25 protein-coding genes are annotated in these 24,746 nt (G+C 44.9%); 6 read left to right on the forward strand and 19 right to left on the reverse strand.

The annotated features are described in order from the left end of the window. Positions 1–85: 85 nt before the first annotated feature. The 3 genes from AC3AQ9_RS05795 to AC3AQ9_RS05805 form a co-directional block, all read right to left on the reverse strand. Positions 86–694, reverse strand: coding sequence for a superoxide dismutase (locus AC3AQ9_RS05795; protein WP_488306481.1), 609 nt, complete (start codon positions 692–694; stop codon positions 86–88). A 110-nt stretch (positions 695–804) separates the two neighbouring features. Beyond that, positions 805–1,284, reverse strand: a complete 480-nt coding sequence (locus AC3AQ9_RS05800) for a DUF456 domain-containing protein (protein WP_488306482.1) — start codon at positions 1,282–1,284, stop codon at positions 805–807. A gap of 138 nt (positions 1,285–1,422) precedes the next feature. Next, positions 1,423–3,054, reverse strand: coding sequence for a Na/Pi cotransporter family protein (locus tag AC3AQ9_RS05805; RefSeq protein WP_488306838.1), 1,632 nt, complete (start codon positions 3,052–3,054; stop codon positions 1,423–1,425). 169 nt (positions 3,055–3,223) lie between these two features. Between AC3AQ9_RS05805 and AC3AQ9_RS05810 the strand changes: the two genes are divergently transcribed. From AC3AQ9_RS05810 to AC3AQ9_RS05820, 3 genes are all read left to right on the forward strand, one after another. Then, positions 3,224–3,742 (forward strand): DUF1189 family protein, encoded by a 519-nt coding sequence (locus tag AC3AQ9_RS05810; RefSeq protein ID WP_488306483.1) that lies wholly within the window; start codon positions 3,224–3,226, stop codon positions 3,740–3,742. A 133-nt stretch (positions 3,743–3,875) separates the two neighbouring features. Continuing rightward, positions 3,876–5,003 carry a flavodoxin-dependent (E)-4-hydroxy-3-methylbut-2-enyl-diphosphate synthase gene (ispG, locus tag AC3AQ9_RS05815; RefSeq protein WP_300992646.1) on the forward strand — a complete coding sequence of 376 codons (1,128 nt, stop codon included), beginning with the start codon at positions 3,876–3,878 and terminating at the stop codon, positions 5,001–5,003. Between the two features lie 12 nt (positions 5,004–5,015). Beyond that, a complete protein-coding gene (locus tag AC3AQ9_RS05820; RefSeq protein WP_488306484.1) occupies positions 5,016–5,606 on the forward strand; it encodes a hypothetical protein in 591 nt (196 codons plus the stop codon). Between the two features lie 427 nt (positions 5,607–6,033). On the opposite strand, the gene AC3AQ9_RS05825 is transcribed toward AC3AQ9_RS05820, so the two are convergent. From AC3AQ9_RS05825 to AC3AQ9_RS05845, 5 genes are all read right to left on the reverse strand, one after another. Continuing rightward, positions 6,034–6,444 (reverse strand): Fur family transcriptional regulator, encoded by a 411-nt coding sequence (locus AC3AQ9_RS05825; RefSeq protein WP_488306485.1) that lies wholly within the window; start codon positions 6,442–6,444, stop codon positions 6,034–6,036. Continuing rightward, positions 6,441–7,295, reverse strand: coding sequence for a metal ABC transporter permease (locus AC3AQ9_RS05830; protein ID WP_488306486.1), 855 nt, complete (start codon positions 7,293–7,295; stop codon positions 6,441–6,443). Before AC3AQ9_RS05830 ends, AC3AQ9_RS05825 begins: the two co-directional genes overlap by 4 nt. Next, on the reverse strand, positions 7,288–8,061 hold the full coding sequence (locus AC3AQ9_RS05835; protein WP_488306487.1) for a metal ABC transporter ATP-binding protein: 774 nt from the start codon (positions 8,059–8,061) through the stop codon (positions 7,288–7,290). Before AC3AQ9_RS05835 ends, AC3AQ9_RS05830 begins: the two co-directional genes overlap by 8 nt. A 237-nt stretch (positions 8,062–8,298) precedes the next feature. Further along, positions 8,299–9,192, reverse strand: a complete 894-nt coding sequence (locus AC3AQ9_RS05840; RefSeq protein WP_488306488.1) for a deoxyribonuclease IV — start codon at positions 9,190–9,192, stop codon at positions 8,299–8,301. A 12-nt stretch (positions 9,193–9,204) separates the two neighbouring features. Further along, positions 9,205–10,500 (reverse strand): DEAD/DEAH box helicase, encoded by a 1,296-nt coding sequence (locus AC3AQ9_RS05845; RefSeq protein WP_488306489.1) that lies wholly within the window; start codon positions 10,498–10,500, stop codon positions 9,205–9,207. A gap of 125 nt (positions 10,501–10,625) precedes the next feature. Here AC3AQ9_RS05845 and AC3AQ9_RS05850 point away from each other — a divergent pair, with 125 nt between their 5' ends. Together AC3AQ9_RS05850 and AC3AQ9_RS05855 are read left to right on the forward strand one after the other, a co-directional pair. Continuing rightward, on the forward strand, positions 10,626–11,606 hold the full coding sequence (locus tag AC3AQ9_RS05850; protein WP_488306490.1) for a 4-hydroxy-3-methylbut-2-enyl diphosphate reductase: 981 nt from the start codon (positions 10,626–10,628) through the stop codon (positions 11,604–11,606). A gap of 150 nt (positions 11,607–11,756) precedes the next feature. After that, positions 11,757–12,287, forward strand: a complete 531-nt coding sequence (locus AC3AQ9_RS05855) for a DNA topology modulation protein (RefSeq protein WP_488306491.1) — start codon at positions 11,757–11,759, stop codon at positions 12,285–12,287. A 25-nt stretch (positions 12,288–12,312) separates the two neighbouring features. Here the strand turns inward: AC3AQ9_RS05855 and AC3AQ9_RS05860 are convergent, their stop codons facing one another. The 8 genes from AC3AQ9_RS05860 to ccpN all read right to left on the reverse strand — a co-directional run bounded on the left by AC3AQ9_RS05860 (position 12,313) and on the right by ccpN (position 20,736). After that, on the reverse strand, positions 12,313–13,422 hold the full coding sequence (locus AC3AQ9_RS05860; protein WP_488306492.1) for a Nif3-like dinuclear metal center hexameric protein: 1,110 nt from the start codon (positions 13,420–13,422) through the stop codon (positions 12,313–12,315). Continuing rightward, positions 13,409–14,122: a tRNA (adenine(22)-N(1))-methyltransferase gene (locus tag AC3AQ9_RS05865; protein WP_488306493.1), complete on the reverse strand. Its 714-nt coding sequence runs from the start codon at positions 14,120–14,122 to the stop codon at positions 13,409–13,411. Before AC3AQ9_RS05865 ends, AC3AQ9_RS05860 begins: the two co-directional genes overlap by 14 nt. 175 nt (positions 14,123–14,297) lie before the next feature. Continuing rightward, complete coding sequence (cccA, locus tag AC3AQ9_RS05870) at positions 14,298–14,687, reverse strand: cytochrome c550 (protein WP_488306494.1); 390 nt, start codon at positions 14,685–14,687, stop codon at positions 14,298–14,300. Between the two features lie 128 nt (positions 14,688–14,815). After that, complete coding sequence (locus AC3AQ9_RS05875) at positions 14,816–15,955, reverse strand: acyl-CoA dehydrogenase (protein WP_488306495.1); 1,140 nt, start codon at positions 15,953–15,955, stop codon at positions 14,816–14,818. Positions 15,956–16,093: 138 nt separating this feature from the next. Next, positions 16,094–17,248, reverse strand: a complete 1,155-nt coding sequence (rpoD, locus tag AC3AQ9_RS05880; RefSeq protein ID WP_488306496.1) for an RNA polymerase sigma factor RpoD — start codon at positions 17,246–17,248, stop codon at positions 16,094–16,096. 31 nt (positions 17,249–17,279) lie between these two features. Next, the gene (dnaG, locus tag AC3AQ9_RS05885) at positions 17,280–19,082 is read right to left on the reverse strand and encodes a DNA primase (protein ID WP_488306497.1); all 1,803 of its coding nucleotides are present in this window, start codon (positions 19,080–19,082) and stop codon (positions 17,280–17,282) included. 200 nt (positions 19,083–19,282) lie between these two features. Further along, positions 19,283–20,086 carry a pyruvate, water dikinase regulatory protein gene (locus AC3AQ9_RS05890; RefSeq protein WP_488306498.1) on the reverse strand — a complete coding sequence of 268 codons (804 nt, stop codon included), beginning with the start codon at positions 20,084–20,086 and terminating at the stop codon, positions 19,283–19,285. Between the two features lie 11 nt (positions 20,087–20,097). Then, positions 20,098–20,736 carry a transcriptional regulator CcpN gene (gene ccpN / locus AC3AQ9_RS05895; protein WP_488306499.1) on the reverse strand — a complete coding sequence of 213 codons (639 nt, stop codon included), beginning with the start codon at positions 20,734–20,736 and terminating at the stop codon, positions 20,098–20,100. Positions 20,737–21,046: 310 nt separating this feature from the next. Between ccpN and AC3AQ9_RS05900 the strand changes: the two genes are divergently transcribed. Continuing rightward, positions 21,047–22,423: a glycine--tRNA ligase gene (locus AC3AQ9_RS05900; protein WP_488306500.1), complete on the forward strand. Its 1,377-nt coding sequence runs from the start codon at positions 21,047–21,049 to the stop codon at positions 22,421–22,423. 194 nt (positions 22,424–22,617) lie between these two features. On the opposite strand, the gene recO is transcribed toward AC3AQ9_RS05900, so the two are convergent. From recO to AC3AQ9_RS05915, 3 genes are read right to left on the reverse strand one after another with little or no spacing between them, the layout of a single operon-like run. Continuing rightward, the gene (recO, locus tag AC3AQ9_RS05905) at positions 22,618–23,412 is read right to left on the reverse strand and encodes a DNA repair protein RecO (protein ID WP_488306501.1); all 795 of its coding nucleotides are present in this window, start codon (positions 23,410–23,412) and stop codon (positions 22,618–22,620) included. 12 nt (positions 23,413–23,424) lie between these two features. Continuing rightward, positions 23,425–24,342, reverse strand: a complete 918-nt coding sequence (gene era, locus AC3AQ9_RS05910) for a GTPase Era (protein ID WP_488306502.1) — start codon at positions 24,340–24,342, stop codon at positions 23,425–23,427. Further along, positions 24,326–24,736 carry a cytidine deaminase gene (locus AC3AQ9_RS05915; protein ID WP_300992600.1) on the reverse strand — a complete coding sequence of 137 codons (411 nt, stop codon included), beginning with the start codon at positions 24,734–24,736 and terminating at the stop codon, positions 24,326–24,328. The genes era and AC3AQ9_RS05915 overlap by 17 nt, the downstream gene beginning before the upstream one ends. Positions 24,737–24,746: the final 10 nt, after the last annotated feature.

Below are 24,746 nucleotides of genomic sequence, written 5' to 3' on the forward strand. Positions count from 1 at the left end.
ACCATTTGTAAGTATATCATCGAAACTAAAAAAACACACACTTTTTCAGACGAAAAAGTGTGTGTAAAGTTTCATATGTGTTTAATTATTTCGCTGCTTCGAAGCGTTTAGAAACTTCTTCCCAGTTGACTACGTTCCAGAATGCTGCAAGATAGTCAGGGCGTTTGTTCTGATATTTCAAGTAGTAAGCATGCTCCCAAACGTCTACGCCAAGGATTGGGGTTTGCCCTTCCATTAAAGGAGAATCCTGGTTAGCAGTTGAAGTTACTTCCAACTCGCCATTGTTGACAACCAGCCATGCCCAGCCAGAACCGAAACGTGTTTTGCCAGCGTTTTCGAATTTTGTCTTGAACTCATCAAAGCTGCCAAACTTGCTGTTAATTGCGTCCGCAAGAGCGCCTGATGGAGCACCAGTGCCATTTGGAGTAAGCAATTGCCAGAACAATGAATGGTTAGCGTGCCCGCCGCCATTGTTGCGCACTGCTGTACGAATGTCTTCAGGAACAGCCTGCAGATCAGAAATCAATTCTTCAATTGATTTTGAAGCTAGGTCTTCGTGGCCTTCTAATGCCGCATTTACGTTCGTTACATATGTGTTGTGGTGTTTCGTGTGATGAATGTTCATCGTTTCTTTGTCGATGTGTGGTTCAAGTGCGTCATACGCGTAAGGTAATTCTGGTAATTCATATGCCATAATCAAATTCCTCCTTGAGTCTATTGTTCTACTTTCTTAGCGTAACAAAGTTTTCAAAGCGTTACAATTAATATGCACACCTTGATACTTTAATCAGCCTTTTGACTGATTTAAACCAGGAAAAAGAATAAGGTGACCATTACAATCTGGATAATTCCTTTTGTAAAAACAGAGGTGATGAACCCAACAACCGATCCAATCCCAGATCTGATCGATTGTTTGATAGTCGATCGATTGAAAATCAGTTCCGCGATGATAGCTCCCAAAAACGGGCCGACTAATATGCCGACAATCGGAATGACGAACGGGCCTATGATCAACCCGATCGTGCTTCCCCATAGCCCGGCTTTTGAACCGCCGAACTTTTTGACCCCGAAAGCGTTCGCCAATGCATCTGCGCCAAACAACAGAATGACAAACAGCGATTGAATTACCCAGAACCACCAAGGCAAGTCGCTAAAGTCAAAAAATAAGCCATACATCAGAAATCCGCCGAATATAAATAGCACTGCCGGTATAATCGGATACACCAGGCCAATAAAGCCAATGACAAAAAACAGTAAAATGACAATCCAGCCGATCACTTCCATTTTTCAGCCTCCTAAATAAAAACTCCCTTTCATCGTGCCCTACATTTTAAAAAATGTAAAGCGATGAAAGGGAGTAACATATATCCCGCTTAAAAACAGTCAATGGATGGTGGTGTCTTCCCCATTGGACGTTTCTTTTTACGAGCGGTTGCCGAGGATTGCTTCAGCAATATTCACTGAATGATCGCCGATGCGTTCCAAATTGCTGATCATGTCAACAAAGACTATTCCTGCTTGTGCAGAGCATTGGCCTTCGTTCACGCGCATAATATGTCTTTTACGGAATTTGCGTTCCATTTTGTCGATCAAATCTTCTTGTGCTGCTACTTCTCTCGCCAGCTCATGGCTGTTGGTGTCCAAAGCACTCAGTGCTTTTTCCACCGTTGCGATGGTCAATGTGAACATTTCAGCCAAGTCGTCCATCGCATCCTCAGTTATTTTCACGCGGTTATTTTCCTGGTAGTCGATCAATTCGATAATATTCTCAAAATGATCGCCTATTCGTTCAATGTCGCGGACCGTTTCCATGAGCATTGTATGGCGTGTGGAATCCGCTGCTGAAAGGGATTCTGCTGAAATTAACACTAAGTAATCTGTAATTTTCTGATCCAGATTATTTATGGCATCTTCTATTTGATATCCTGTTTCCGCATGTTTCTTGCTCTTTGTTTTTAAGTATTCATACGTTTCCTGAAGTCCTTGGACAGAAAAAGCGCCCATCCGAAGTACTTCTTCTTTTGCTTGGCCAAGTGCAATTGAAGGAGACTGTTCAATGAAATGAACATCCAAATGCTTTGGCTTAAATTCGATTGTCACATCCTGGCCAGGAATCACTTTAGTAACCAGGTATGCCCAAAGCCCAATTAACGGGAATTGAATAATCGTATTGGCTACGTTAAATGTACCGTGGGCGAATGCAATCTGCATTTTCGGTTCCAGATTCAGCACTTCTGCAATCCACGCTACATAAGCAGTGAATGGCGTCAACAGAATCAAGAAAATAACGGATCCAACCACATTGAACAGAACGTGTACTGCTGCAGCACGGCGTGCCGCAATCGATGCTCCTAATGAAGCTAGAACTGCAGTAATAGTGGTTCCGATGTTATCACCAAATAATACTGGCAATGAAGCTCCTAAAGACAAGATATTCTCATCATACAGACCTTGCAATATCGCGACTGTCGCACTGGAACTCTGAACGATTAACGTAAATACCGTTCCGACAACCACACCCAGGATTGGCAATTCACTCAAACTGATGGTTAAGTCGATAAATGTCGCTGATTCCCGCAGTGGCTTCATTCCATCACTCATAAGTTCCAGTCCGAAAAATAAGCCTCCGAATCCAAAAATTACTTGTCCAAAATTCTGGATCTGATTTTTCTTGAAGAAGAAAATCAAAAGGGCACCAAGTGCCATAATAGGCAAGGCGTAAGCACCGACATCCAAGCCGATGATAAACGCTGTAACGGTTGTACCGATATTCGCTCCCATGATAACGCCGATTGCTTGGCGAAGCGTCATAAATCCTGCACTTACTAGGCCGACAACAATAACGGTCGTACCCGAACTCGACTGGATTAAAACAGTTACGATAATACCGACGAGTACTCCCATGAACGGATTGGTCGTAAAGCGATCCAAAATACTACGCAGCTTGTCACCTGCCGCCTTTTGCAATGCATCTCCCATGTACTTGATTGAAAATAGGAAGATACCCAACCCTCCAAAGAAGGTAAAGAGCATTTCTTGCCAGTTCGTTTCCACGATATTCATTCAACTCCTAAATATACAATTTCACACCTAACCTATTATGAAGACTATGATAAGAACTTGTAAATAGCTTTAAGAAAAATTTACAATCCCGTAACAAAGCGTTCTTTTTTAACAGCTTTTGCATGTTACGATACTCTTATAGCTTGAAAGGAAGATTGCTGTGAACTTATTTCAATTATTTAAAGCAAGTTTGATGGAACCTAAAAAACAGGCAGCCGTCCGTATTATGACCATCGGTAAAATTCTTCGTTTTGTTTTTATGGTAATTCTGTTGATGACCCTTGTATCATTTATTGAGCTGGCAACAGGTCTGGGCGATACAGCCAGTGATATGGAAGGTCTTTTGGATTTCGTTAAAGAAATTCAGTTTTTGCTGTATCCTTTTGCCTTTGTATTTCTATTTGTCTCAACGACACTTTATCATTTCGTAAAAATCAGTCTTTTTGCGTTGATCGGTGTGGCATTTGTCCGCTTGAAAAAACGAAAAGGCGAGTATCGCCATCTTTGGCGCACAACCGCATTAGCGGTCACCCTTCCGACGCTATTATCGTTCGCATTCAGCTTTTTCGGCGTTTCGATATGGGTTACGTCAGCCCTGAGCCTGCTGACAGTCCTCTATTTGCATCTGGCTACCAATTTTTATCCGAAGCAGCCGCCAGCGAAAAACAAGCCGGCATAACCGTCTTTCTTGTCTTTTATATCAAGACACTGCTAAAATGGCAATAGGCAATTGAACTAACTAGCATTTGAACTAGTTGAAGAAATGGGAACTGGCCGAAAACGGCAACCATCCCAAAAAGGAGAGAATTTTAATGAGTGAAAGTATTCACCGTACGAAAACACGCCCCGTTAAAGTCGGAGACCTGACAGTTGGCGGAAGCAATGAATTATTCATTCAAAGTATGGCAACAACAAAAACCCATGATGTGGAAGCGACAGTTGCAGAAATCCTGCGTCTCGAAGAAGCAGGCTGCCAAATCGTCCGTGTAGCTTGTCCGGATGAGCGTGCTGCTTACTCTATCGGAGAAATTAAAAAACGCATTAACATCCCTCTTGTTGTTGATATCCATTTTGATTATAAATTGGCTTTGATTGCAATCGAGCAGGGAGCGGACAAAATCCGCATCAATCCGGGCAATATTGGACGCCGCGAGAAAGTGGAAGCGGTCGTCAATGCTGCGAAAGCAAAAGGCATCCCGATTCGCATCGGCGTAAACGCCGGTTCACTTGAACGCAAAATTCTTGAAAAATACGGCTACCCGACAGCAGACGGCATGGTCGAAAGTGCCCTTCATCACATTAAAATCCTTGAAGATCTGGACTTCCACGATATCATCGTTTCAATGAAAGCTTCGGATGTCAGCTTGGCAATCGAAGCGTATGAAAAAGCTTCCAAAGCTTTTGATTATCCACTTCACTTAGGAATTACTGAATCCGGCACATTGTTCACCGGTACGGTAAAAAGCTCTGCCGGCCTTGGCGCCCTTCTGGCAAAAGGGCTCGGCAACACATTACGTATTTCTTTAAGCGCTGACCCTGTTGAAGAAATAAAAGTCGCACGCGAACTATTGAAGGTATTCGGCTTGTCCTCAAACGCAGCTACCTTGATATCCTGCCCGACTTGCGGACGCATCGAAATCGATTTAATCAGCATCGCCAACGAAGTGGAAGAATACATCTCCCATATCAAAGCACCAATCAAAGTGGCAGTACTCGGCTGTGCGGTAAACGGACCGGGCGAAGCACGCGAAGCGGATATCGGCATTGCAGGTGCCCGCGGCGAAGGATTGCTGTTCATGCACGGCAAAACGGTGCGAAAAGTGCCTGAAGAAACAATGGTAGATGAACTGAAAGTGGAAATTGATAAACTTGCACAAGAATATTTCGACAAACAAGCAGCGGAAAAAGCAGAACAAGAAGCTCTTGAACAACAAGCATAAGGTTGTGAAACTATGAGATACCGTTTTGGCATCGATATCGATGGAACAGTAACGTCTCCGACGTCGCTGATTCCACATATCAATGAAGCATTCAATAGTACATTAACGCTAGACGATATAAAAGAATACGATTTGACTGCAGCCCTTCCCCATTTGCCGCAAGGTGAGTTTTACAACTGGTTCCGTGATTCGGAAGCGAAAATTTACGCCGCTTCCCCGGTATCGGAAAACGCTAAAAGCATACTCGACAAATGGAAAGACCAGTACGAACTGTATTTTATTTCGGCACGCGGTGAAAACGTCCGGGACATCACAATCGATTGGTTTGCAGAACACGCTATTGCTTACGACCATATCGAGTTGATCGGCACACATAAAAAAATTGAAACGGCAAAGAGACATAATGTGCATCTGTTTTTCGAAGACAAGCACGATAATGCTGTGGAAATTTCAGAAGAGCTGGATATTCCAGTCTTGCTTTTTGATACTCCATACAACCGCCAGCCGATTCCGAAAAACGTCATCCGCGTTTACAACTGGCTCGAAGCGGAACAATGGGTAAAGAACGAATTTGCTCTTCAAAACAGCTTGGGCATGAAATAATAAAATAGAAAGCCAACAGCAAAGATTGCTGTTGGCTTTTTTTGCGGCTACCTCCCTCTTTTCCCGGTTCGCTTTCATGGAGATGCCGATTTATTTGCGCTTAAATGATTTTATTTGCGTTCACCATTTTTCGAAAGAAAATAAAAACGCAAGCAGAAGAAATTCTGCTTGCGTTTTCGCTTTCCTTTGTCCAGCTGCAACGGCCAGCTCCTCGGGTTATAAGCCGTCTGGCTGTGTGGCTGTAATGAAGCCACTTCGCCGATTCGTCTTATACCAGTCGGAGCTGAACGGCCGTTTCCGCTTTTCTGTCCAGTTACGGTGCCTAGTCCCTCGAGGTCGCTTCGGCCTTACAGCAAATGGCTAAAACCTGCCATTTACTGCAATCCCTCCAGCGCTTGTCGGGACTACATAGGCACCTTCACTTTCCTCACTTACACTCCGGGCATTTCCCGTAGATTTCAAATTTATGATTAGCAATTTCATAGGCAGGAAGTGCAGCGCCCAGCATATCCATCGGGCATACCGGAATTTCTTTGATTTTGCCGCAGTCCATGCAGATGAAATGGTGGTGATGATGATCACTTTCGCATTGCATGCGGAAATGGCGTTCTCCGGACAATTCCGTTTCTTCCAGAATGCCAAGCGAAACGAAAGTTGCCAGATTGCGGTACACCGTATCAAAACTCATGCTCGGGTAATCTTTTTGCATCACGTCCAAAAGATCGCGAGCGGTCAAATAGCGTTCATCATTTGCAAAAAGCTCCAAAATTTGCGACCGCTTGGATGTTTCTTTATAGCCGTTTTCCTTTAATATTTCCCATGCTTTTGAAATGTTCATGCGACTGCCCCCTTTTTCATTGAAACAGTGATCTTTTTATAGCCAATGACGATTAACAGCAATAAAATCGATGTTACAACAATGGTGCCTCCAGGTGCCAAATTAAAATAGAAAGCTGTTACAAGTCCGGTAATGACCGAAATTTCACCAAATAGAATCGATAGCCATATGGTCTGTTTAAAGCTTTTCGAAACGCGCATCGCGGCAGCTACAGGAATGGTCATCAATGACGAAACCAATAAAATTCCCACGATCCGCATCGAACCGGCAATGACAAGTGCGGTCACGATCATAAAAAGAAAATGGATCCATTTAGCCGGCAGGCCGGAAGCTTTTGCGTATTCATCGTCAAATGACAAGACAAATAATTCTTTAAAAAACAAGAGGATGAATAGCAGCACGACAACTGCGATGCCGGTGACGATCAGCAGGTCTTCCCTGCTGACCGCAGAAACCGAACCAAAAAGGTAGCCGAACAGATCATTCGAAAAACCTTGTGCCAATGAAATAAAAATGGCTCCGAATCCGATTCCGGCAGAAAGAATGATTGGAATGGCAAGCTCTTCGTAATGCTTATACAAACTTCTCAGCCGCTCAATCAAAATTGAACCGCCGACCGACGCTGCAATCCCAAGGAATAATGGATTCAATAAAGCAAACGCGGCGACGCTTTGGCTCAAATACAAACTTCCTGCGATTCCCGCTAACGTCACATGGCTTAATGCATCAGCAATCAGTGACAACCGGCGCACTACGATGAAAACACCGAGGAGTGGTGCAATTACGCCGATAATTATTCCCGCTGCAAAAGCGTTTTGCAGAAACTCATACGTAAAAATAGCATTAATCATGATTATGGACTCCCCCGATATGGTGAATTTTCCGGACGGAATGGCCATACCATGCTTCTCGCTGAGCGTCGCTCATTGTATGGAGCTGATCTTTAAATCCGTGGAAATGGATGGTCTGGTTTAAGCACGCGACATGCGTAATCTTATCTGTCACTGTATCAACATCATGCGTCACTAAAACAAGCGTGATGTTTTTATCGCGGTTCAGCGACGCCAGCATATTGTAAAATGACTGGACGTTCTGATGGTCGATGCCGACAGTCGGCTCATCCAGGATCAGCACTTTCGGCTTGGCGACAAGAGCACGGGCGATAAAGATCCGCTGCTGCTGCCCTCCGGACAATTCACTGACGCTCCGGCCAGTGAAAGCTTCCATGCCGACCGCCACTAAAGCTTGATGGACTTCTTCTTTGTAATTTTTCGGCAGCCGGTGAAACAAACCGGTCTTTTTCGCAAGGCCGCCTGCCACTATTTCTTCAACTGTCGCTGGGAATCCTGAATTAAAGGAATTCGACTTTTGCGAAACATATCCGATCCATTCGCGGTTTTTAAAATTTTTCGAATCTACACCGAACAGTTCAATACTGCCTTTTGTCGGTTTGATCAATCCAAGCATGATTTTCAGTAGCGTGGATTTTCCGGAACCGTTCGGTCCTAAGATTGCCAAAAAGTCCCCTTTTTCCACTTTGAGTGAAATGTTCTCCAGAGCTTTTGTCTGTTCATATTCAAAACTGATATCTTTGATATTGATTAATGGCGCGTCCATAAAGCCGCCTCTTTTCTAATTAATAATGATTACGATTTACAACCATTAGAAAAGTATAGATGACTTCAGGCACATTGTAAATAGAAAAAACTCGATTACTCCCGATTTCACTCATTGCGCCTGGAATTTTACAGCCATTCATCCTCTCAATGAGCATTGTGAATAACAGTTATAACTCCCCAGAAAAGAGAAAGACTGCAGGGGCCAATGGGCCTCTGCAGTCATTACACTCTACTATTAAAGCGGAGCTTTCATATCTTCTATCACGCCAGGCGTGAATACCCCTCTTTTGAACATTTCAATTTCAAATGCATAAGGCGGCTTTTTATTTTTCGCATCGGCGCCGACATAAGGCGTTTCCAGGATTTTTGGCACATGCATCAAATCGGGATGGTGGACAATCCCATTCAACGCTTCAAAGCCAATTTCACCGAACCCGATATTTTCGTGGCGGTCTTTTCCAGCCCCGCGGATGTTTTTGCTGTCGTTGATATGCAGCACTTGCAGTCGTTCAATGCCGACAATACGGTCAAACTCCGCCAGTACTCCGTCAAAATCTTCTTTGATATGATAACCGGCATCATGCGTATGACAAGTATCGAAACAAACCGACAGCCGCTCGTTATGGGTTACGCCGTTGATGATGGCGGCAATCTCCTCAAAGCTGCGGCCGCATTCAGTGCCTTTTCCAGCCATAGTCTCTAATGCAATATTGACCGGAAAATCCTGCGTCAGCACTTCGTTCAAGCCTTCAATGATTTTATTGATGCCAACGTCGACTCCTGCTCCAACATGCGCACCTGGGTGCAAAACAATCTGTTTTGCACCGATTGCTGCAGTGCGTTCGATTTCTTTTTGCAGAAATTCAACGGCCAGCTCAAACGTTTCCGGTTTTACCGAATTGGCCAAGTTGATGATGTACGGGGCATGGACGACAATATTTGATAAATTATTGGCCGCCATATGTGCTTGCCCGGCTTCTATATTCAGCTCTTCAATCGGTTTACGGCGCGTATTCTGTGGTGCTCCTGTATAGATCATGAAAGTGTTGGCTCCATAAGAGCTCGCTTCTTCACTGGCTGCCAGCAGCATTTTCTTGCCACTCATTGACACATGTGAACCTAATAACATGAAAAAAACTCCTTACTTTTTGCGGTTTTTACGGCGTTCCACTTTTTTGATTTCATCCATTTTCCACTTCATTTTCTTTTTATAGCCCGGTTTAACCGCTTTCGGCTTATGAACCATTGTCTTCGCCTTAGCATCTGCTTCGTTTTGTGTTCTAACACGGGTTTTGCGGCTGTGGCGTTCTTTCAAATCGACAAATTCGCCTTTAACGATGTCTTTTTGCTGGAACGGAATGCCCATTTTTTCAACGCGGACGATAGCATCTTCTTCTTCCGGATTAAAAATTGTAATAGCCAGGCCTTTCATGCCTGCACGGGCGGTACGGCCCACACGGTGAATAAAGAATTCCAGGTCTTCCGGCAGCTCGTAATTGATGACGTGGCTGACACCTTGGATATCGATTCCGCGTGCCGCTAAATCTGTTGCAACGATATACTGATACTCCAAATCGCGGATTTGTTTCATCATTTTCACGCGCTCACGCGGAGCAAGGTCGCCGTGCACTCGCCCTACACGGATGCCTGCTTTTCCAAGTTCTTCTGCTACGTAATCGGCGTTGGTCTTCGTATTGACAAAAATGATGGCCAAATACGGATTGATGATTCCCATGATTTCTTTCAGCCGCTCCACTTTTCGTTTGCTTCGTGCCGGCACCAAATAGAAATCCAGTCCTTCAGCCGTCGGGCGTTTGTCCCCAATTTTGATGTGTACTGGAGATTCCATGTATTTTTTCAGGAACGGTTTTAATTTCTCAGGAATCGTTGCCGAGAAAACATACATCTCCAGTTTGTCTTGCATCTTGCCTGCCACTTGGTCGATTTCTTCGATAAATCCGAGGTCAAAAGCTAAATCCGCTTCATCTACTACGAGGATTTTGCCAGTGTGGACCAAAAGCGCGTTTTCTTTTACTAAATCTCTCAAACGTCCCGGTGTGCCAATGACGATATGCGGTTGTGTTTTTAACTTATTGATGGAGCGTTGCTTGTCTGTACCGCCAATAAAGCTTTTCACTTCGATGTCCGATCCTTCAACAAGCTTCATCATTTCTGCGTAAATTTGAGTTCCCAGTTCGCGTGTCGGCGCGCAAATAACCGCCTGCACTTCCTGTTTGCTCGTATCGATGCGTTCCGCTATCGGGATGATGAAACTATGTGTCTTCCCTGTGCCTGTATGGGATTGCCCGATTGCTGAACTGCCTTTCAATATATGGGGCATGATTTCTTTTTGAATCGGTGTCGGTTCTGTAAATCCTAGTTTTTCTACCGCTTCTAGTATAAACGGCTTCAATTTATAATCGCTAAATTTTGTCATGGGATTGAATCCCCTCCTTATGCTCTTGACATTATAGCATGAAATTGACTTTTCCGTATTGCAACTTTTGTAAAGCTGGGCCGTCTCCGTTATAATGAAAGTATGTTTTTGAAAGGAGTGCGGTTATGAAAGTAATGAAAATATCTCCAAGAGGGTACTGCTATGGAGTGGTTGACGCAATGGTTATTGCAAAAAATGCGGCAATGGACGAAACTTTGCCTCGCCCTATTTATATACTAGGAATGATTGTGCACAATAAACACGTGACGGATGCGTTCGAAGAAGACGGCATCATCACATTGGACGGCAAAAACCGGCTTGAAATCCTGGAGAAAGTCGAATCGGGAACCGTCATTTTCACAGCGCACGGCGTTTCGCCGCAAGTGCGTGAACTGGCAAAGCGGAAAGGCCTTGTATCCATTGATGCAACGTGCCCGGACGTAACGGTCACTCATGATTTGATCCGGGAAAAAACAGCCGAAGGCTATCAGATCGTCTATATCGGCAAAAGCGGCCATCCGGAACCGGAAGGCGCAATCGGAGTAGCTCCCGATATGGTCCATTTAGTCGAAACGGTGGAAGACGTCAATAAACTGGAACTTGATTCCGAAAAAATCATTGTGACGAACCAGACAACGATGAGCCAATGGGACGTTGTCGATATGATGAAGCGTCTGAAAGAGAAATTCCCGCATTCAGAAGTCCATAAAGAAATTTGCCTGGCCACTCAAGTACGGCAAGAAGCGGTCGCTACACAAGCTACCGATGCTGATTTGCTGATTGTCATCGGAGACCCAATGAGCAATAACTCAAACCGGCTGGCTCAAGTTTCACAAGATATCGCCGGCACTCCCGCTTACCGGATTTCCGACTTATCAGAGCTGAAACTGGAATGGCTGGAAGGCATCGAAACGGTAGCGATTACCGCCGGTGCATCAACTCCGACGCCGATTGTCAAAGAAGTAATGACCTTCCTTGATAAATACGATCCGGAAGATCCAACGACACATGATTTGGCACGCAGTGTACCACTCAACAAAATCTTGCCGAAAATCAAGCACCCTAAACCTTCTGAGCGCATTGAACCGTATCCAATCAATGATTAATTAGACTCTAGTATATTGCCGAAACCGGCATATACTTAAAGACAAAACTATACAATAATTGTCCCTGCCTCCGACGACAAGTAAACCGTGAGCTTTAGAAAAGTCTCGCGGTTTTTCTGTACATTACATCTTTGATATGGAGTGGATAGGATGAAAAAAATTGCGGTTATCGGTTCCGGAGGCTCCGGCAAATCGACTCTTTCAAAAAAACTTGGCGAAAAGCTGTCCATCGAAGTATTCCATCTCGACGCTGTGTTATGGAAACCTGATTGGGAAGCTGTTACAAAAGAACAGCAAAAGATGATCCAGCACCAATTGATCGCCAAAGATCAATGGATTATCGACGGCAACTATAACGGAACTCTTGATATCCGTCTTCGGGCCGCTGACTGTATCATTTTCTTGGACTTTCCCCGTTCGATTTGCCTGTATCGTGTACTATTGCGCATGGTTCGATATCGCAACCAGCAGCGGCCCGATATGGCCACTGGCTGTGAAGAACGCTTTAATTTCAATTTTTTAAAATGGGTGTGGATGTATCCGATTGACAAACGGCCCGGTGTCATGAAAAAGCTCGAACAATTCCAAGGGAAAAAAGAAATCATTATTTTGAAATCTCCTAAAGAAGCTCAACAATTCTTGGACAATATAAAAAACGAGAGCACCGTTACTATTCCTTAGTAGGTGCCCTCGTTTTTTATTTATTTTATCTGAATCGGAAAGGCTCTGTATCCACTTCCGAAGCCAAGAATTCGCATTGCCAGTTCTGCAGCTTCGACATATGGTTGACGACGCCTTTGATCATCACTTTCTCAACATGATGTCCCGGATCGACTACAGCCAGATCCATCGCTTCCGCATCCTGGGCGACATGGAAATACAAATCTCCTGTCACATAGACATCGGCACCTGAACGCTTGGCTGCCTGGACGTATTTATTGCCGTCTCCGCCAAGAACCGCGACTTTCCGGACTTTTTTCGAAAGGTCCCCCACAACTCGCGCTGCCGGTACTTCGAGCCGTTCTTTTACAAACTCCGTAAACTCTTCCAAGCTCATTTCTTCCGGCAATGTCCCGACTCGCCCAAGGCCCATCGCTTCTTCTTTGTTCTCCAGCGTAAACACATCATAAGCCACTTCTTCGTATGGATGCGCAGCAATCATTGCTTTGATGGCACGGTCTTTTTCGTATTTCCGGATGACCACTTCAATTTTCGATTCTGCTGTGACTTCCATTTTGCCCGCTTCACCAATATACGGATCGGCAGCGGCTGTCGGACGGAATCTGCCGGTACCCGACATCGTATAGCTGCAGGATTCATAGTCGCCGATTGCTCCGGCTCCAGCTTTCCCAAGTGCCTCGCGCACTTGTTCTTCGTGGCTTTCCGGCACGAACACCGCGATTTTGACCAGTTCCGCTTCGTATGTAGGGACCAGCACTTTGGTTTCCGCAAGGCCCAGTGCCTCTGCCAATAAATCATTGACGCCGCCTTTGGCGACATCCAGATTGGTATGTGCAGCGTATACCGCAATATCATGTTTGATCAGCTTTTCAATCATGCGACCCTGCGGATAATCCGTCTGCAGGTTTTTCATCGGTCGATAAATCGGCGGATGATGAGCAATAATCAACCCCGCCCCTTTGGCAATGGCTTCGTCTACCACTTGTTCATTGACATCAAGTGTCACCAGTACATGTTCGACTTTTTTATTCAGCGTTCCAACGTGCAACCCGATTGGGTCACCTTCCATCGCCAGAAACTTCGGTGACCATTTCTCAAACTCTTCGATGATTTGCTGGCCATTAGGAATTTTCACGATTCAGCACCTCTTCAACTAGTTGTATTTTATTCACCAGTTCATGTTTCTTTTCCACAATTTCCAGCGTCTGTTCAGTCGATTCTACCGATGCGATAATATTTTTCCATTGCGCGCTTTCTCTTTGCCATTTTTCCTTGAAAGCTTCGTGTCTTTCTGTCATGAGCATGGGGCCCATCAACAGTTGTGCTGGTGTAAAAGTTACCGGCTGACTGCTTGGTTCAAGTACGATAATTTCGTAAATTTTATTATTTTCTTTGATAATTTCTTCTTCAATAATCGCCCACTGGTTGGCAGCCGCCCATTCCCGGATTGCCATCGCATGGACATTCGGCTGAAGGATTAAACGACGGATTCCTGATAAACGGTCTTTTCCCTGTTCCAGGATAGAAACGATCAAAGGTCCGCCCATACCGGCAATCGTCACGGCGGTTATTCCATCTTCTGGGTAGATCGCTTCTAATCCACTTGCCAGCCTGACGGCAATTTTATCCTCCAATTGTTCCTGGATCACTTGTTTTTTTGCTGATTCGTACGGCCCTTTTACGACTTCTCCGGCAACAGCCCGCTCAGCGAACCCTTGTGAAACCAAGTAGCACGGCAAATACGCATGGTCACTGCCGATATCCGCGACCACCGAATCTTTCGGTACATGGCTTGCTACCCGGGTCAGCCGAATTGATAATTGTTGAGCATTCATTAAAATCCCCCTAACTTAGAAAAGCGGAAATGGCCCTTAAGGTTCGACAGCCAGCAGCTGAAACGGCTTATGCCCCAAGAATCCGGCCATTGCAGCTGGACATGGAAAGCACAAGCGCTCGAGCGCGGCATCTAAAGAAAAACCCTTAGCTCTGGTGAACTAAGGGTTTTTAATACTATTCGAGCGAAAGTATCCACTCAGCCATAGCTGGGATGTTCTCGCCTTCAACAAGACCACCTGGCATTGCGCCTTTACCATTTGCAATAATATCTTCAAGTGCTGCTTGGTCCAATTGAGTATCAACCAATGATGGTCCTACTCCGCCTTCATAGCTTGAACCGTGGCAAGATACACAGCTTTGTTGTGCTTGTGCTTCGGGATCGAACTCAGCTGATTCAGTGCTGCCACCGTCTTCGCCTTGTGCTTCTCCGCCTGCGCCTTCTTCTTCTGCATTCTCTTCAGCAATTTGTGCTTCGTTATTGACGCCTTCCAATGATAAGAAGAAAATCAGACCAATACCGAACGCCATGATTAAGATATAAGGTACAATTGCATTTTTTTGCATCCGTTACCCCTCCCTCTTTAAGTTCTGCTTTATGATATTGTTCGTATCATTCATTATTGTACTGTATTATTTACAAAACGAAAAGCAATATCGGGTAACTTTTAAGCGATTGTGACAAATTCAGCAATTTAACAGCCGATTTGCCTAGCGATGACCATGCGCTGAATTTCAGATGTACCTTCACCGATTTCCAGCAGTTTAGCGTCCCGCATATAACGCTCCACTTCATATTCTTTCATATAGCCATATCCTCCATGGATTTGAATGGCTTCGTCAGCCACTTCCATTGAAATCTCAGAAGCATAGAGTTTTGCCATTGAGGCTTCTTTTGTAAATGGCCGGCCCTGATCTTTTAGCCATGCCGCTTTATAGACCATATTGCGGGCCAATTCGATTTTCAATGCCATATCAGCCAATTTGAACTGCGTCACTTGGAATTCGGATAACGGCTTGCCGAACTGTTTGCGCTCTTTCGAATAATTTAATGCTTTGTTGTATGCTGCCTGAGCGATTCCAACTGCCATTGCAGCGATTCCGATGCGTCCTCCGTCCAAAGTTACCATGAACTGCTTAAAGCCTTCACCGCGCTTGCCTAGAAGGTTTTCCTTTGGCACTCGGACATTCTCCAAAACCAATTCAGTTGTATTCGAAGCGTGAAGTCCCATTTTCTCGTAATTATCAATGATGGTGAACCCTTCAGCATCTGTTGGAACGATAATGGCGCTGATTTCTTTTTTGCCGTTTTCAATTCCCGTTATTGCCGTAATGGCTAAATGCTTCGCATAGCTGGCATTCGTGATATATACTTTGGACCCATTAATGACCCAGTCATCGCCGTCTTCGATTGCACGGGTTTCTGTACCGCCGGCATCCGATCCTGCATTTGGCTCCGTTAATCCGAAAGCTCCGAACGATTCGCCGGTGCAGATCGGCGTCAAATATTTTTCCTTCTGCTCTTCTGTCCCGAATAAATTCAGCGGTGCGCCGCCAAGAGAAATATGGGCCGAATACGTAATGCCCGTTGAAGCACAAGCGCGGCTCAATTCTTCTGTAACGATTGCGAAACTGGTGGTGTCCGCTCCTGCTCCGCCATATTTTTCGTCAAACGGCAATCCCATCATCCCCATGTCGGAAAGCTGTTTGAAGATTTCTTTCGGAAATTCATTTGTCCGGTCACGGTGAATCGCTCCAGGAGCGACGACCTTATCGGCAAATTCCTTAATTGTCTTTTTAATCATCTGCTGTTCTTGCGTCAAGTCAAAATTCATCTCACTACATCCCCTTTGTTTTGAATGCGCTTTCAATATTCATTATATAGGAAAAATTTAGACAAACTCAACTGAAAACCCCAAAAACATAAAAAACCGTTCCCGTGACGAACACAGGAACGGTATAACTGCTCTTTTTTATTCCAAAAAGTCTTTCAAGCGTTTGCTGCGTGAAGGGTGGCGAAGCTTGCGAAGCGCTTTTGCTTCGATTTGGCGAATCCGTTCACGGGTCACACCAAACACTTTCCCCACTTCTTCAAGTGTGCGCGTACGTCCATCATCTAGTCCGAAGCGCAGACGAAGCACGTTTTCTTCACGATCTGTCAACGTATCGAGCACATCTTCAAGCTGCTCTTTCAACAATTCATAGGCAGCGTGATCAGATGGTGATTGCGCATCCGAATCTTCGATAAAGTCGCCAAGATGTGAATCGTCTTCTTCCCCGATCGGAGTTTCCAGAGATACCGGTTCTTGGGCAATCTTAAGGATTTCCCGAACTTTTTCAGGCAATAAATCCATTTCTTCCCCGATCTCTTCCGGAGACGGCTCACGGCCTAGATCCTGGAGCAATTGGCGCTGGACACGGATCAATTTATTGATGGTTTCAACCATATGCACCGGAATACGGATTGTCCGTGCCTGGTCGGCAATTGCTCGCGTAATTGCCTGGCGAATCCACCAAGTGGCGTATGTGCTGAATTTAAATCCTTTGGAGTAATCGAATTTTTCAACGGCTTTGATCAAGCCCATATTGCCTTCCTGAATCAAATCAAGGAACAGCATCCCACGTCCGACATAACGTTTTGCAATACTGACGACGAGACGCAAGTTGGCTTCTGCAAGGCGTTTTTTCGCTTCTTCGTCGCCTTGTTCAATCAGTTTTGCTAAACGGACTTCTTCTTCCGCTTTCAAAAGATCGACACGGCCAATTTCCTTTAAGTACATCCGAACCGGATCGTTGATTTTAACGCCAGGAGGAACACTCAAGTCATTTAAATCAAACTTTTCTTCAGTAGGCTTCATAAGGCGGTCCAAATGCTCTTCATCATCTGATTTTCTTTCAAGTTCTATGCCATGGCCTTCAAGCTGATCGATAAATTCCTCTACTTGATCGGATTCCATTTCAAAAACCGCTAATTTATCGGCTATCTGTTCGTAGTTAAGTTCACCGGTTTTTTTACCTGCTTCTATTAATTGGCGCTTTGCTTCCTCTACTGACACTTCTGGACCTTCTGAACTTAATGAAACGTTGCTTGCTTCAACTTCGTTTTGGCGTTCTGATTTCTCAGCCATACGACTTCCTCCTTTTAAAACCGGAATTAACTTACAATGATTTCCGTAAAGCAATCACTTCTTGTGCAAGAAGTAAAGCACGCTTTATATCATGCTGTTTTTCCGCTTCTTTTGATTGCTGGATTTTTAAACTTATCTGCTGCTCAACACGGTGTTTTTCAAGATGCTTGATGCAGTCAGCAATTTCTTCATCGCCATGTTCCGGATCGCGTTCGGAGAGGGTAGTCTCTAAAACCAGTTTCCGGAGTTCGGCATCCTGGAGAGTTTCCAGGAATTTATGGAAGTCTGCTTTATCCCATTCTTCATAGAAACCGAGCAGCTGAACATAAAGAGCTTGAAACTCTTCACTGATAAAAGGCATTCCGGATGGGACATCAGCCAGTTTCTTCATGACTTCACGATCAGCTAGGGCATGAGAGAACAGCAGCCGTTCAGCTCTATGCAGTGAAGTGACCCGTTTAGGTTCACGTTTTACTGTTTTAGCAACTCTTTCCGGACGGCTGCGTTCAATTGTTTTATTTTCGAGTTTTCGGTATTGCTGGAGAATCGCTTCTTCTGACAAACCGGTTTCATTTGATAATTGCTTGATGTATAAATCCCGTTCAATCGGCGACGAACGCCCGGCTAGCAATTGTAGCACTTCTTGAATGTATTGCAGTAGATCATTTTCATATTGAAAATTTTTATGTCTGCGGGCATGCATCATCGCAAACGCTATAAAAGCATGCGGTTTGCCAACAATCTGATCCCGAAAAGCGTCATTGCCATGTTCCCGAACATAATCATCAGGATCCATCTTACCTGGAAGCACGGCAACTTCCACTTTGAAATTTTCTTCATTAAGCGCAATTGCGGCTTTTTTGGCCGCTTCCCAACCAGCATCGTCTCCATCAAAACAAATGACGATTTCCTGGGCAAAGCGTTTCATTGCTCTTATATGCTGGGCAGTCAATGATGTCCCCATCGTTGCAAGAGCATTGTCAACTCCTGCTTTGCCGGCAGCAATAACATCCATAAAGCCTTCAAAAAGGACGATTTTCCGGTTTTTCCGGATCGCGTTGCGGGCTTGGTGGACATTGTACAACACTTGGCTTTTTTGAAAAATCGGTGATTCCGGGCTGTTCATATATTTGGCTTCTTGTTTTGTGTTTTCAAGAATCCTTCCCGAAAACGCGATGACCTTGCCATTTTCGTTCATGATCGGGAATATGATTCGCCCTCGGAAGCGGTCAAAATAGCCATTTCCCTGCTCCCGCTGAATCACTAATCCGCTTGCTGTCAGTTCTTCCTCGCTATATCCTTTTCTTTGCAAAGCCGTGGCCATGTAATTCCACTCAGGAAGCGACCAACCGATGCGGTATTTCTCGATCATTTCCCGAGTAAATCCCCTGTTCTCCAAATAATCCAGAGCGGCTTGTCCTTCTTCCGTATTCAATAAAATGTGGTGGTACATGTCGGCTGCAAATTCATGCATCATGATCAATTGTTGATCGCTTTTTGAAAGCGCAGATGACCCTTCCGACGAAGCATTAGTATTTACTTCCACTTCAATGCCGGCGCGGCTTCCGAGCCTAGATAAAGCATCCTGAAATGTAATGTTTTCAATATCCATAAGAAATGTTATGACGTTGCCACCGGCGCCGCATCCGAAACAATGAAAAATCTGTTTATCGGAAGTGACGGAAAATGACGGTGTGCTTTCTCCATGAAACGGACACAGGCCAAACCAATTGCGGCCTCTTTTTGTCAATTGGACATACTCACCGACTATATCAACAATATCTGCCGTTGACCGGATTTGTTCAATCACTTTTTCAGGAACTCGATTCGACACTTTATCACCATCTTTTTCTGCTTAACATACTTAATTCGTGACATTCAGGCGAATTCCTTCATCTTTTCATAAAAAGATGGAGCCAAATAAATAGACCTTAATTTAATTTATCCACAATTCTTCATTATAAAACGTTTGTGTCGAAAAATCCACATTTAAAAATAGAAAAACCGCCTTTTCAGGTGGTTTTTCAAACGCCATCATTTTAATTTATTTAAAATAAGGTTGGCCGTTTCTTCGACTGCACGGTTTGTCACATCAACAACTTCACAGCCGATTTTGCTGACCACTTTTTGAAAATGATTTATTTCTTCGTGTATTCGATTTATTTTAGCATAATTTGCGTCGTCATTTAAACCTAAAGCAATCAAACGCTCTTTTCGAATATGATTCAATTTTTCTGGAGAAATGACCAAGCCGAAACATTTGGCAGGATCAACTTTAAACAGCTCTTCCGGCGGATCCACTTCCGGTACAAGCGGCACGTTGGCCACTTTTAGCCGTTTATGGGCTAAATACTGGGATAATGGGGTTTTCGAAGTTCTCGATATGCCGACCAACACAATGTCAGCCATCAGAATGCCTCGTGGATCCCGGCCATCATCATACTTCACTGCAAATTCAATCGCTTCCACTTTTTTGAAATAGTCGTCATCCAATTTCCGGACCAATCCTGCTTCTTCAAGCGGCACCGAATCCAATTCTTTCTCCAATGCATCCATCAAGGGACCCATCAAATCAACAGCTGTCACGTTGCGTTTCTCGGTTTCCGTGAGAATATAGCTTCTCAATTCCCGAGATACCAATGTATAAACAATAAATGCTTTTTGCTGTGCAGCCAATTTGATGATTTCCTGCAGGTGCTCGACGGAATCGATATAGGGAAACCGTTTTAAGACGGCATTTTGATCCGCATACAAATACTGGCTGATTGCCGCTTTTGCGACAAGCTCACCAGTCTCTCCAACTGAATCGGAGACGATAAACAAGCGAAGCTGTTTCAATTCTATGCACCTCACAATTCATGGCTTTCCGACAAAGATAAAAATGCCCGGGTGATATTCGTTTTAGTTAAACGGCCGACCACTTTGAATCCTTCGGGTTGTTCATCTACTACTGGCAAAGCGTCAATCTGCTGATTAATCAAGCGATGTGCCGCTTGAATCAACGATTCGTTTTTTACACAATAGGTGATATTCGGCATCCGGGTCATAATAATATGTACAGGGATGGTGGTCAAGTCCTGGTTGCCCAGGCTGGTCCGAAGCAAGTCTTTGCGTGACAGCACTCCTGTCAAAAAGGAGTTTTTGTCGACGACAAATAATGTTCCGACATCATCCAAAAACATTTGGCTGATGGCGTCATAGACGCTGACATCTTCTCGTACCACAACGGGAATCGATTGAAAGTCTTTCACTTTCATATTGTTCATCGTATCCGAAATATCCTGGCCTGGTTTTTTTCCAGAATAAAAATAGCCAACACGGGGGCGGGCATCTAAAAAGCCGGCCATAGTCAGGATGGCTAAATCGGGTCTTAGTGTTGCTCTTGTCAAATGCAAACGGTCAGCAATCTGTTCGCCCGTAATCGGGCCATTGCCTTTGACGATTCGCAAAATCTCTTCTTGTCGCTTATTGAGTTCGATCGGACTCACCGCCTCAAAATATGTTATACTCAATGATGATTATTATATACTAATTACCGCTATATTGCGAAGAAAAGATTGCCATGTTACAATACTAACGAATCGAATATTAGACAATGATGGAGAAATAAGTACTGTTACTTTAGCGAACGGGGATAGTGGAAGCCCGTATGGACAGGAAAAGGCACTCTGGAGTCAGTTTCTTTTAAGCGGGTTGCAATATGCAGCCAATCGGGGTGGAACCGCGGGTCATAACGTACTCGTCCTCGGACATTATGTCCGGGACGTGTACGATTTTTTATTTTATGGAGGTTTTTATATGTCAATGGAAGAAGTAGTATCGTTAGCAAAACACAGAGGATTTGTTTTCCCAGGCTCTGAAATCTATGGGGGCTTGGCAAACACGTGGGATTATGGCCCACTTGGTGTCGAACTGAAAAACAATATTAAAAAAGCTTGGTGGAAAAAATTCGTGCAGGAATCGGTCCACAACGTGGGGCTTGATGCTGCCATTTTGATGAACCCGAAAACATGGGTCGCTTCAGGCCATGTGGGCAACTTCAATGACCCGATGATCGACTGCAAAAGCTGCAAAACGCGCCACCGCGCTGATAAACTGATCGAAGATGCATTGGATGCTAAAGGCATCGAAATGATCGTCGACGGTTTGTCTTTTGACCGCATGGCTGAATTGATTCAAGAACATGAAGTCAAATGCCCGACTTGCGGCGCTCAGGACTTTACAGAGATCCGCCAATTCAATTTGATGTTCAAAACTTTCCAAGGTGTTACTGAAGCTTCAACAAACGAAATCTTCCTGCGTCCGGAAACAGCTCAAGGGATTTTCGTCAACTATAAAAATGTACAGCGTTCGATGCGCAAAAAAATGCCGTTCGGCATCGCCCAAATCGGCAAAAGCTTCCGCAATGAAATCACTCCGGGCAACTTTACGTTCCGCACGCGTGAATTCGAGCAAATGGAACTGGAATTTTTCTGCAAGCCGGGAGAAGATTTGGAATGGTACGCTTACTGGCGCGACTTCTGCAAAAACTGGCTGCTTGAGTTGAATATGACTGAAGACAATATGCGCCTTCGCGAACACGACAAAGATGAATTGTCCCATTACTCGAATGCCACCGTGGACATCGAATACAAATTCCCATTCGGCTGGGGCGAGCTTTGGGGCATCGCTGACCGTACGGACTTTGACTTGAAGCGCCATATGGAGCATTCCGGCGAAGATTTCAATTACATCGATCCGATTACAAATGAGCGTTATGTTCCTTATTGCATCGAGCCTTCCCTAGGAGCTGACCGCGTGACACTTGCCTTCTTAGTGGATGCATACGATGAAGAAGAACTTGAAAACGACGATAAACGCACTGTCATGAGATTCCACCCGGCACTGGCACCTTATAAAGCAGCGGTTCTTCCATTATCGAAAAAGTTAGCTGACGGCGCGACTGAAGTATTCGCTGAGCTGTCCAAGCATTTCATGGTGGATTATGATGAATCCCAGTCAATCGGCAAGCGCTACCGCCGCCAGGATGAAATCGGCACACCGTTCTGTATCACATACGATTTTGATTCCGTGGAAGATGGCCAAGTAACAGTGCGCCACCGCGATTCAATGGAGCAAATCCGTATGCCGATCGGCGACGTTCAAGCTTATGTTGCTAAACAGATTGAGTTTTAAATTATAATATAGAAGCCGCAGCATCCAAAGATGCTGCGGCTTTTTCGTTAGGAAAGCTAAAAATTTGTTCCGGACAGTATTTTGCTGATTCCGGACAGTATTTTAGCTCTTGGGACAGTATTTCAATTCAAACGGACAGTATGCTGCATCCCAAGGATAGTAAATGAAATAATTGGAAATAAAAAAAGACCCGCTCAGGTGATTTCATCCTGTTGCGGGTCTTCTACTGTCTTTTTAGGCAGAAATTCCGGTGTTCGTTCCAGCTGTTCCAGGAATTTACGTGATTTCAAGCGAATGCCGGCTTGTTCTTCGTAAACCGTCCGGACAATCCCTTTCAGCAGCGTTTTAGATTCCTTTTTCAGTTTCAGTGAGCCGACACGCTCAATCGGCACAAAATAAAATGTGCGGATCAATTTTACGAGTGCCGGACTCAGCCGGATGATATAGCGGTCGATATGGAAACAGCGATGGCATAAAAATCCGAGTTCCTGGAAAGAGAAAGCAAACTCCCCATCTGTCGCTCCGCAATTTGCACATTGATGCAATGTCGGCGTCAAGCCGGCATTCGGCAGCATCTTCCATTCCACAAACAATGAAATTGCTTCCGGGTCGTAGCCTTCCTCGATGGCATGCAATGCTTGGAACAGCATGTCATAAATCGCCGGCTGCGGTTCATCCTGCTCCGTGAGCCGGTCAATCAGTTCGACAATATAGCTGGCATAGGCAGTTTTCATGATATCTTCCCGGATATGCCGGAGCGACTCCAGCGGATCGCCGCTTTGCAGCGTCCCCATGCCTTTGCCTTTGAAGATTGAATAGCTGCCATGCGTAAACTGCTGCGTCACTGCTGCCAAGCGGCTCGATGGCTTTTTAGCCCCTCTTGCCATGCAAGTAATTTTGCCGGCTTCACGTGTGAACAAAGTGACAATTTTATTGTTTTCCCCGTAAGCCTGTGTCCGGATCACAATACCTTCCAATTGATTCAGCATGAAACCGACTCCTTAGTATTCGTCGTCTCTAAAACCGAAATCACGCAAGTGCATCGCTTTATTGCGCCAATCCTTCTGGACTTTAACCCATAGCTCCAAATACACTTTCGAACCAAGCAGATTCTCAATATCTGCCCGTGCACGGGAGCCGATTTCTTTTAGCAAGGCACCTTTTTTACCGATGACAATGCCTTTTTGGGAATCGCGTTCAACCATGATGGTCGCCTGAACACGGATCATGTCTTTGTTGTCGCTGTCCGGTGCAATTTTTTCAATAACCACCGCAATCGAATGCGGAATTTCTTCACGCGTCAAATGCAATGCCTTTTCACGGATCAGCTCGGAAATGATAAATCGTTCCGGATGGTCCGTCACTTGGTCGGCCGGATAATATTGAGGCCCTTCTGGCAAGTATTCCGTAATTTTTGCCAGCAGGTTTTCTACATTATTGCCTTGCAGCGCCGAAATTGGGATCGCTTCTTTGAAATCAAATTCGTTGCGGTAGCCTTCGATGATTTTTGGCAGATTGTCTGGATGGACCTGGTCAATTTTGTTCAATACCAAAAAGACCGGCACGTCGATGCCTTTCAGCATATCCAGGACAAAACGGTCCTGTTTGCCAATGCGGTCATCTGCGCTCGCGACAAACAACAGGACGTCCACTTCGCGGAAGGTGTTTTTCGCCACTTTCAGCATAAAATCGCCTAATTTATGGCGAGGCTCGTTGATGCCGGGTGTATCGATGAAAACCATCTGGCTGTCATTTGTCGTGACAACCCCCTGCACTTTGTTTCTCGTTGTTTGCGGCTTATCGCTCATAATGGCGATTTTCTGGCCGACTACACGGTTTAAAAATGTCGATTTGCCGACATTCGGACGGCCGATAATGGAAATAAATCCTGATTTAAAGCCGTTATTTTCTAGCTGCATATTCTAAATCCTCCGTTGAAAACGCGCCCGGCAACAGTTCACTGACTGTCGTTTCCTGGACGTCACCATTTAAATTTGTTAAATAGACTGGCATATCCGGTGCACAGAATTCCGCGATTACTTGGCGGCAAGCGCCACACGGTGAAACCGGCCCTTTTGTTTCTGCCACGACTGCAAGTGCCGTGAATTTTCTATCGCCTTCTGAAACCGCTTTAAACATCGCTGTGCGCTCTGCGCAGTTGGTCATGGAATAGCCGGCATTCTCGATATTGCAGCCATGATATACTTTGCCGTCAGCCGTAAGAAGCGCCGCTCCGACCTTAAATTTCGAATAAGGCACATATGCCCGTTCGCGTGCTGTTTTTGCTTCTTCCATCAATTGTTCTTTCTCCATTACGAATCAC

The sequence above is a fragment of the Planococcus sp. VCh962 genome, from assembly GCF_057748275.1.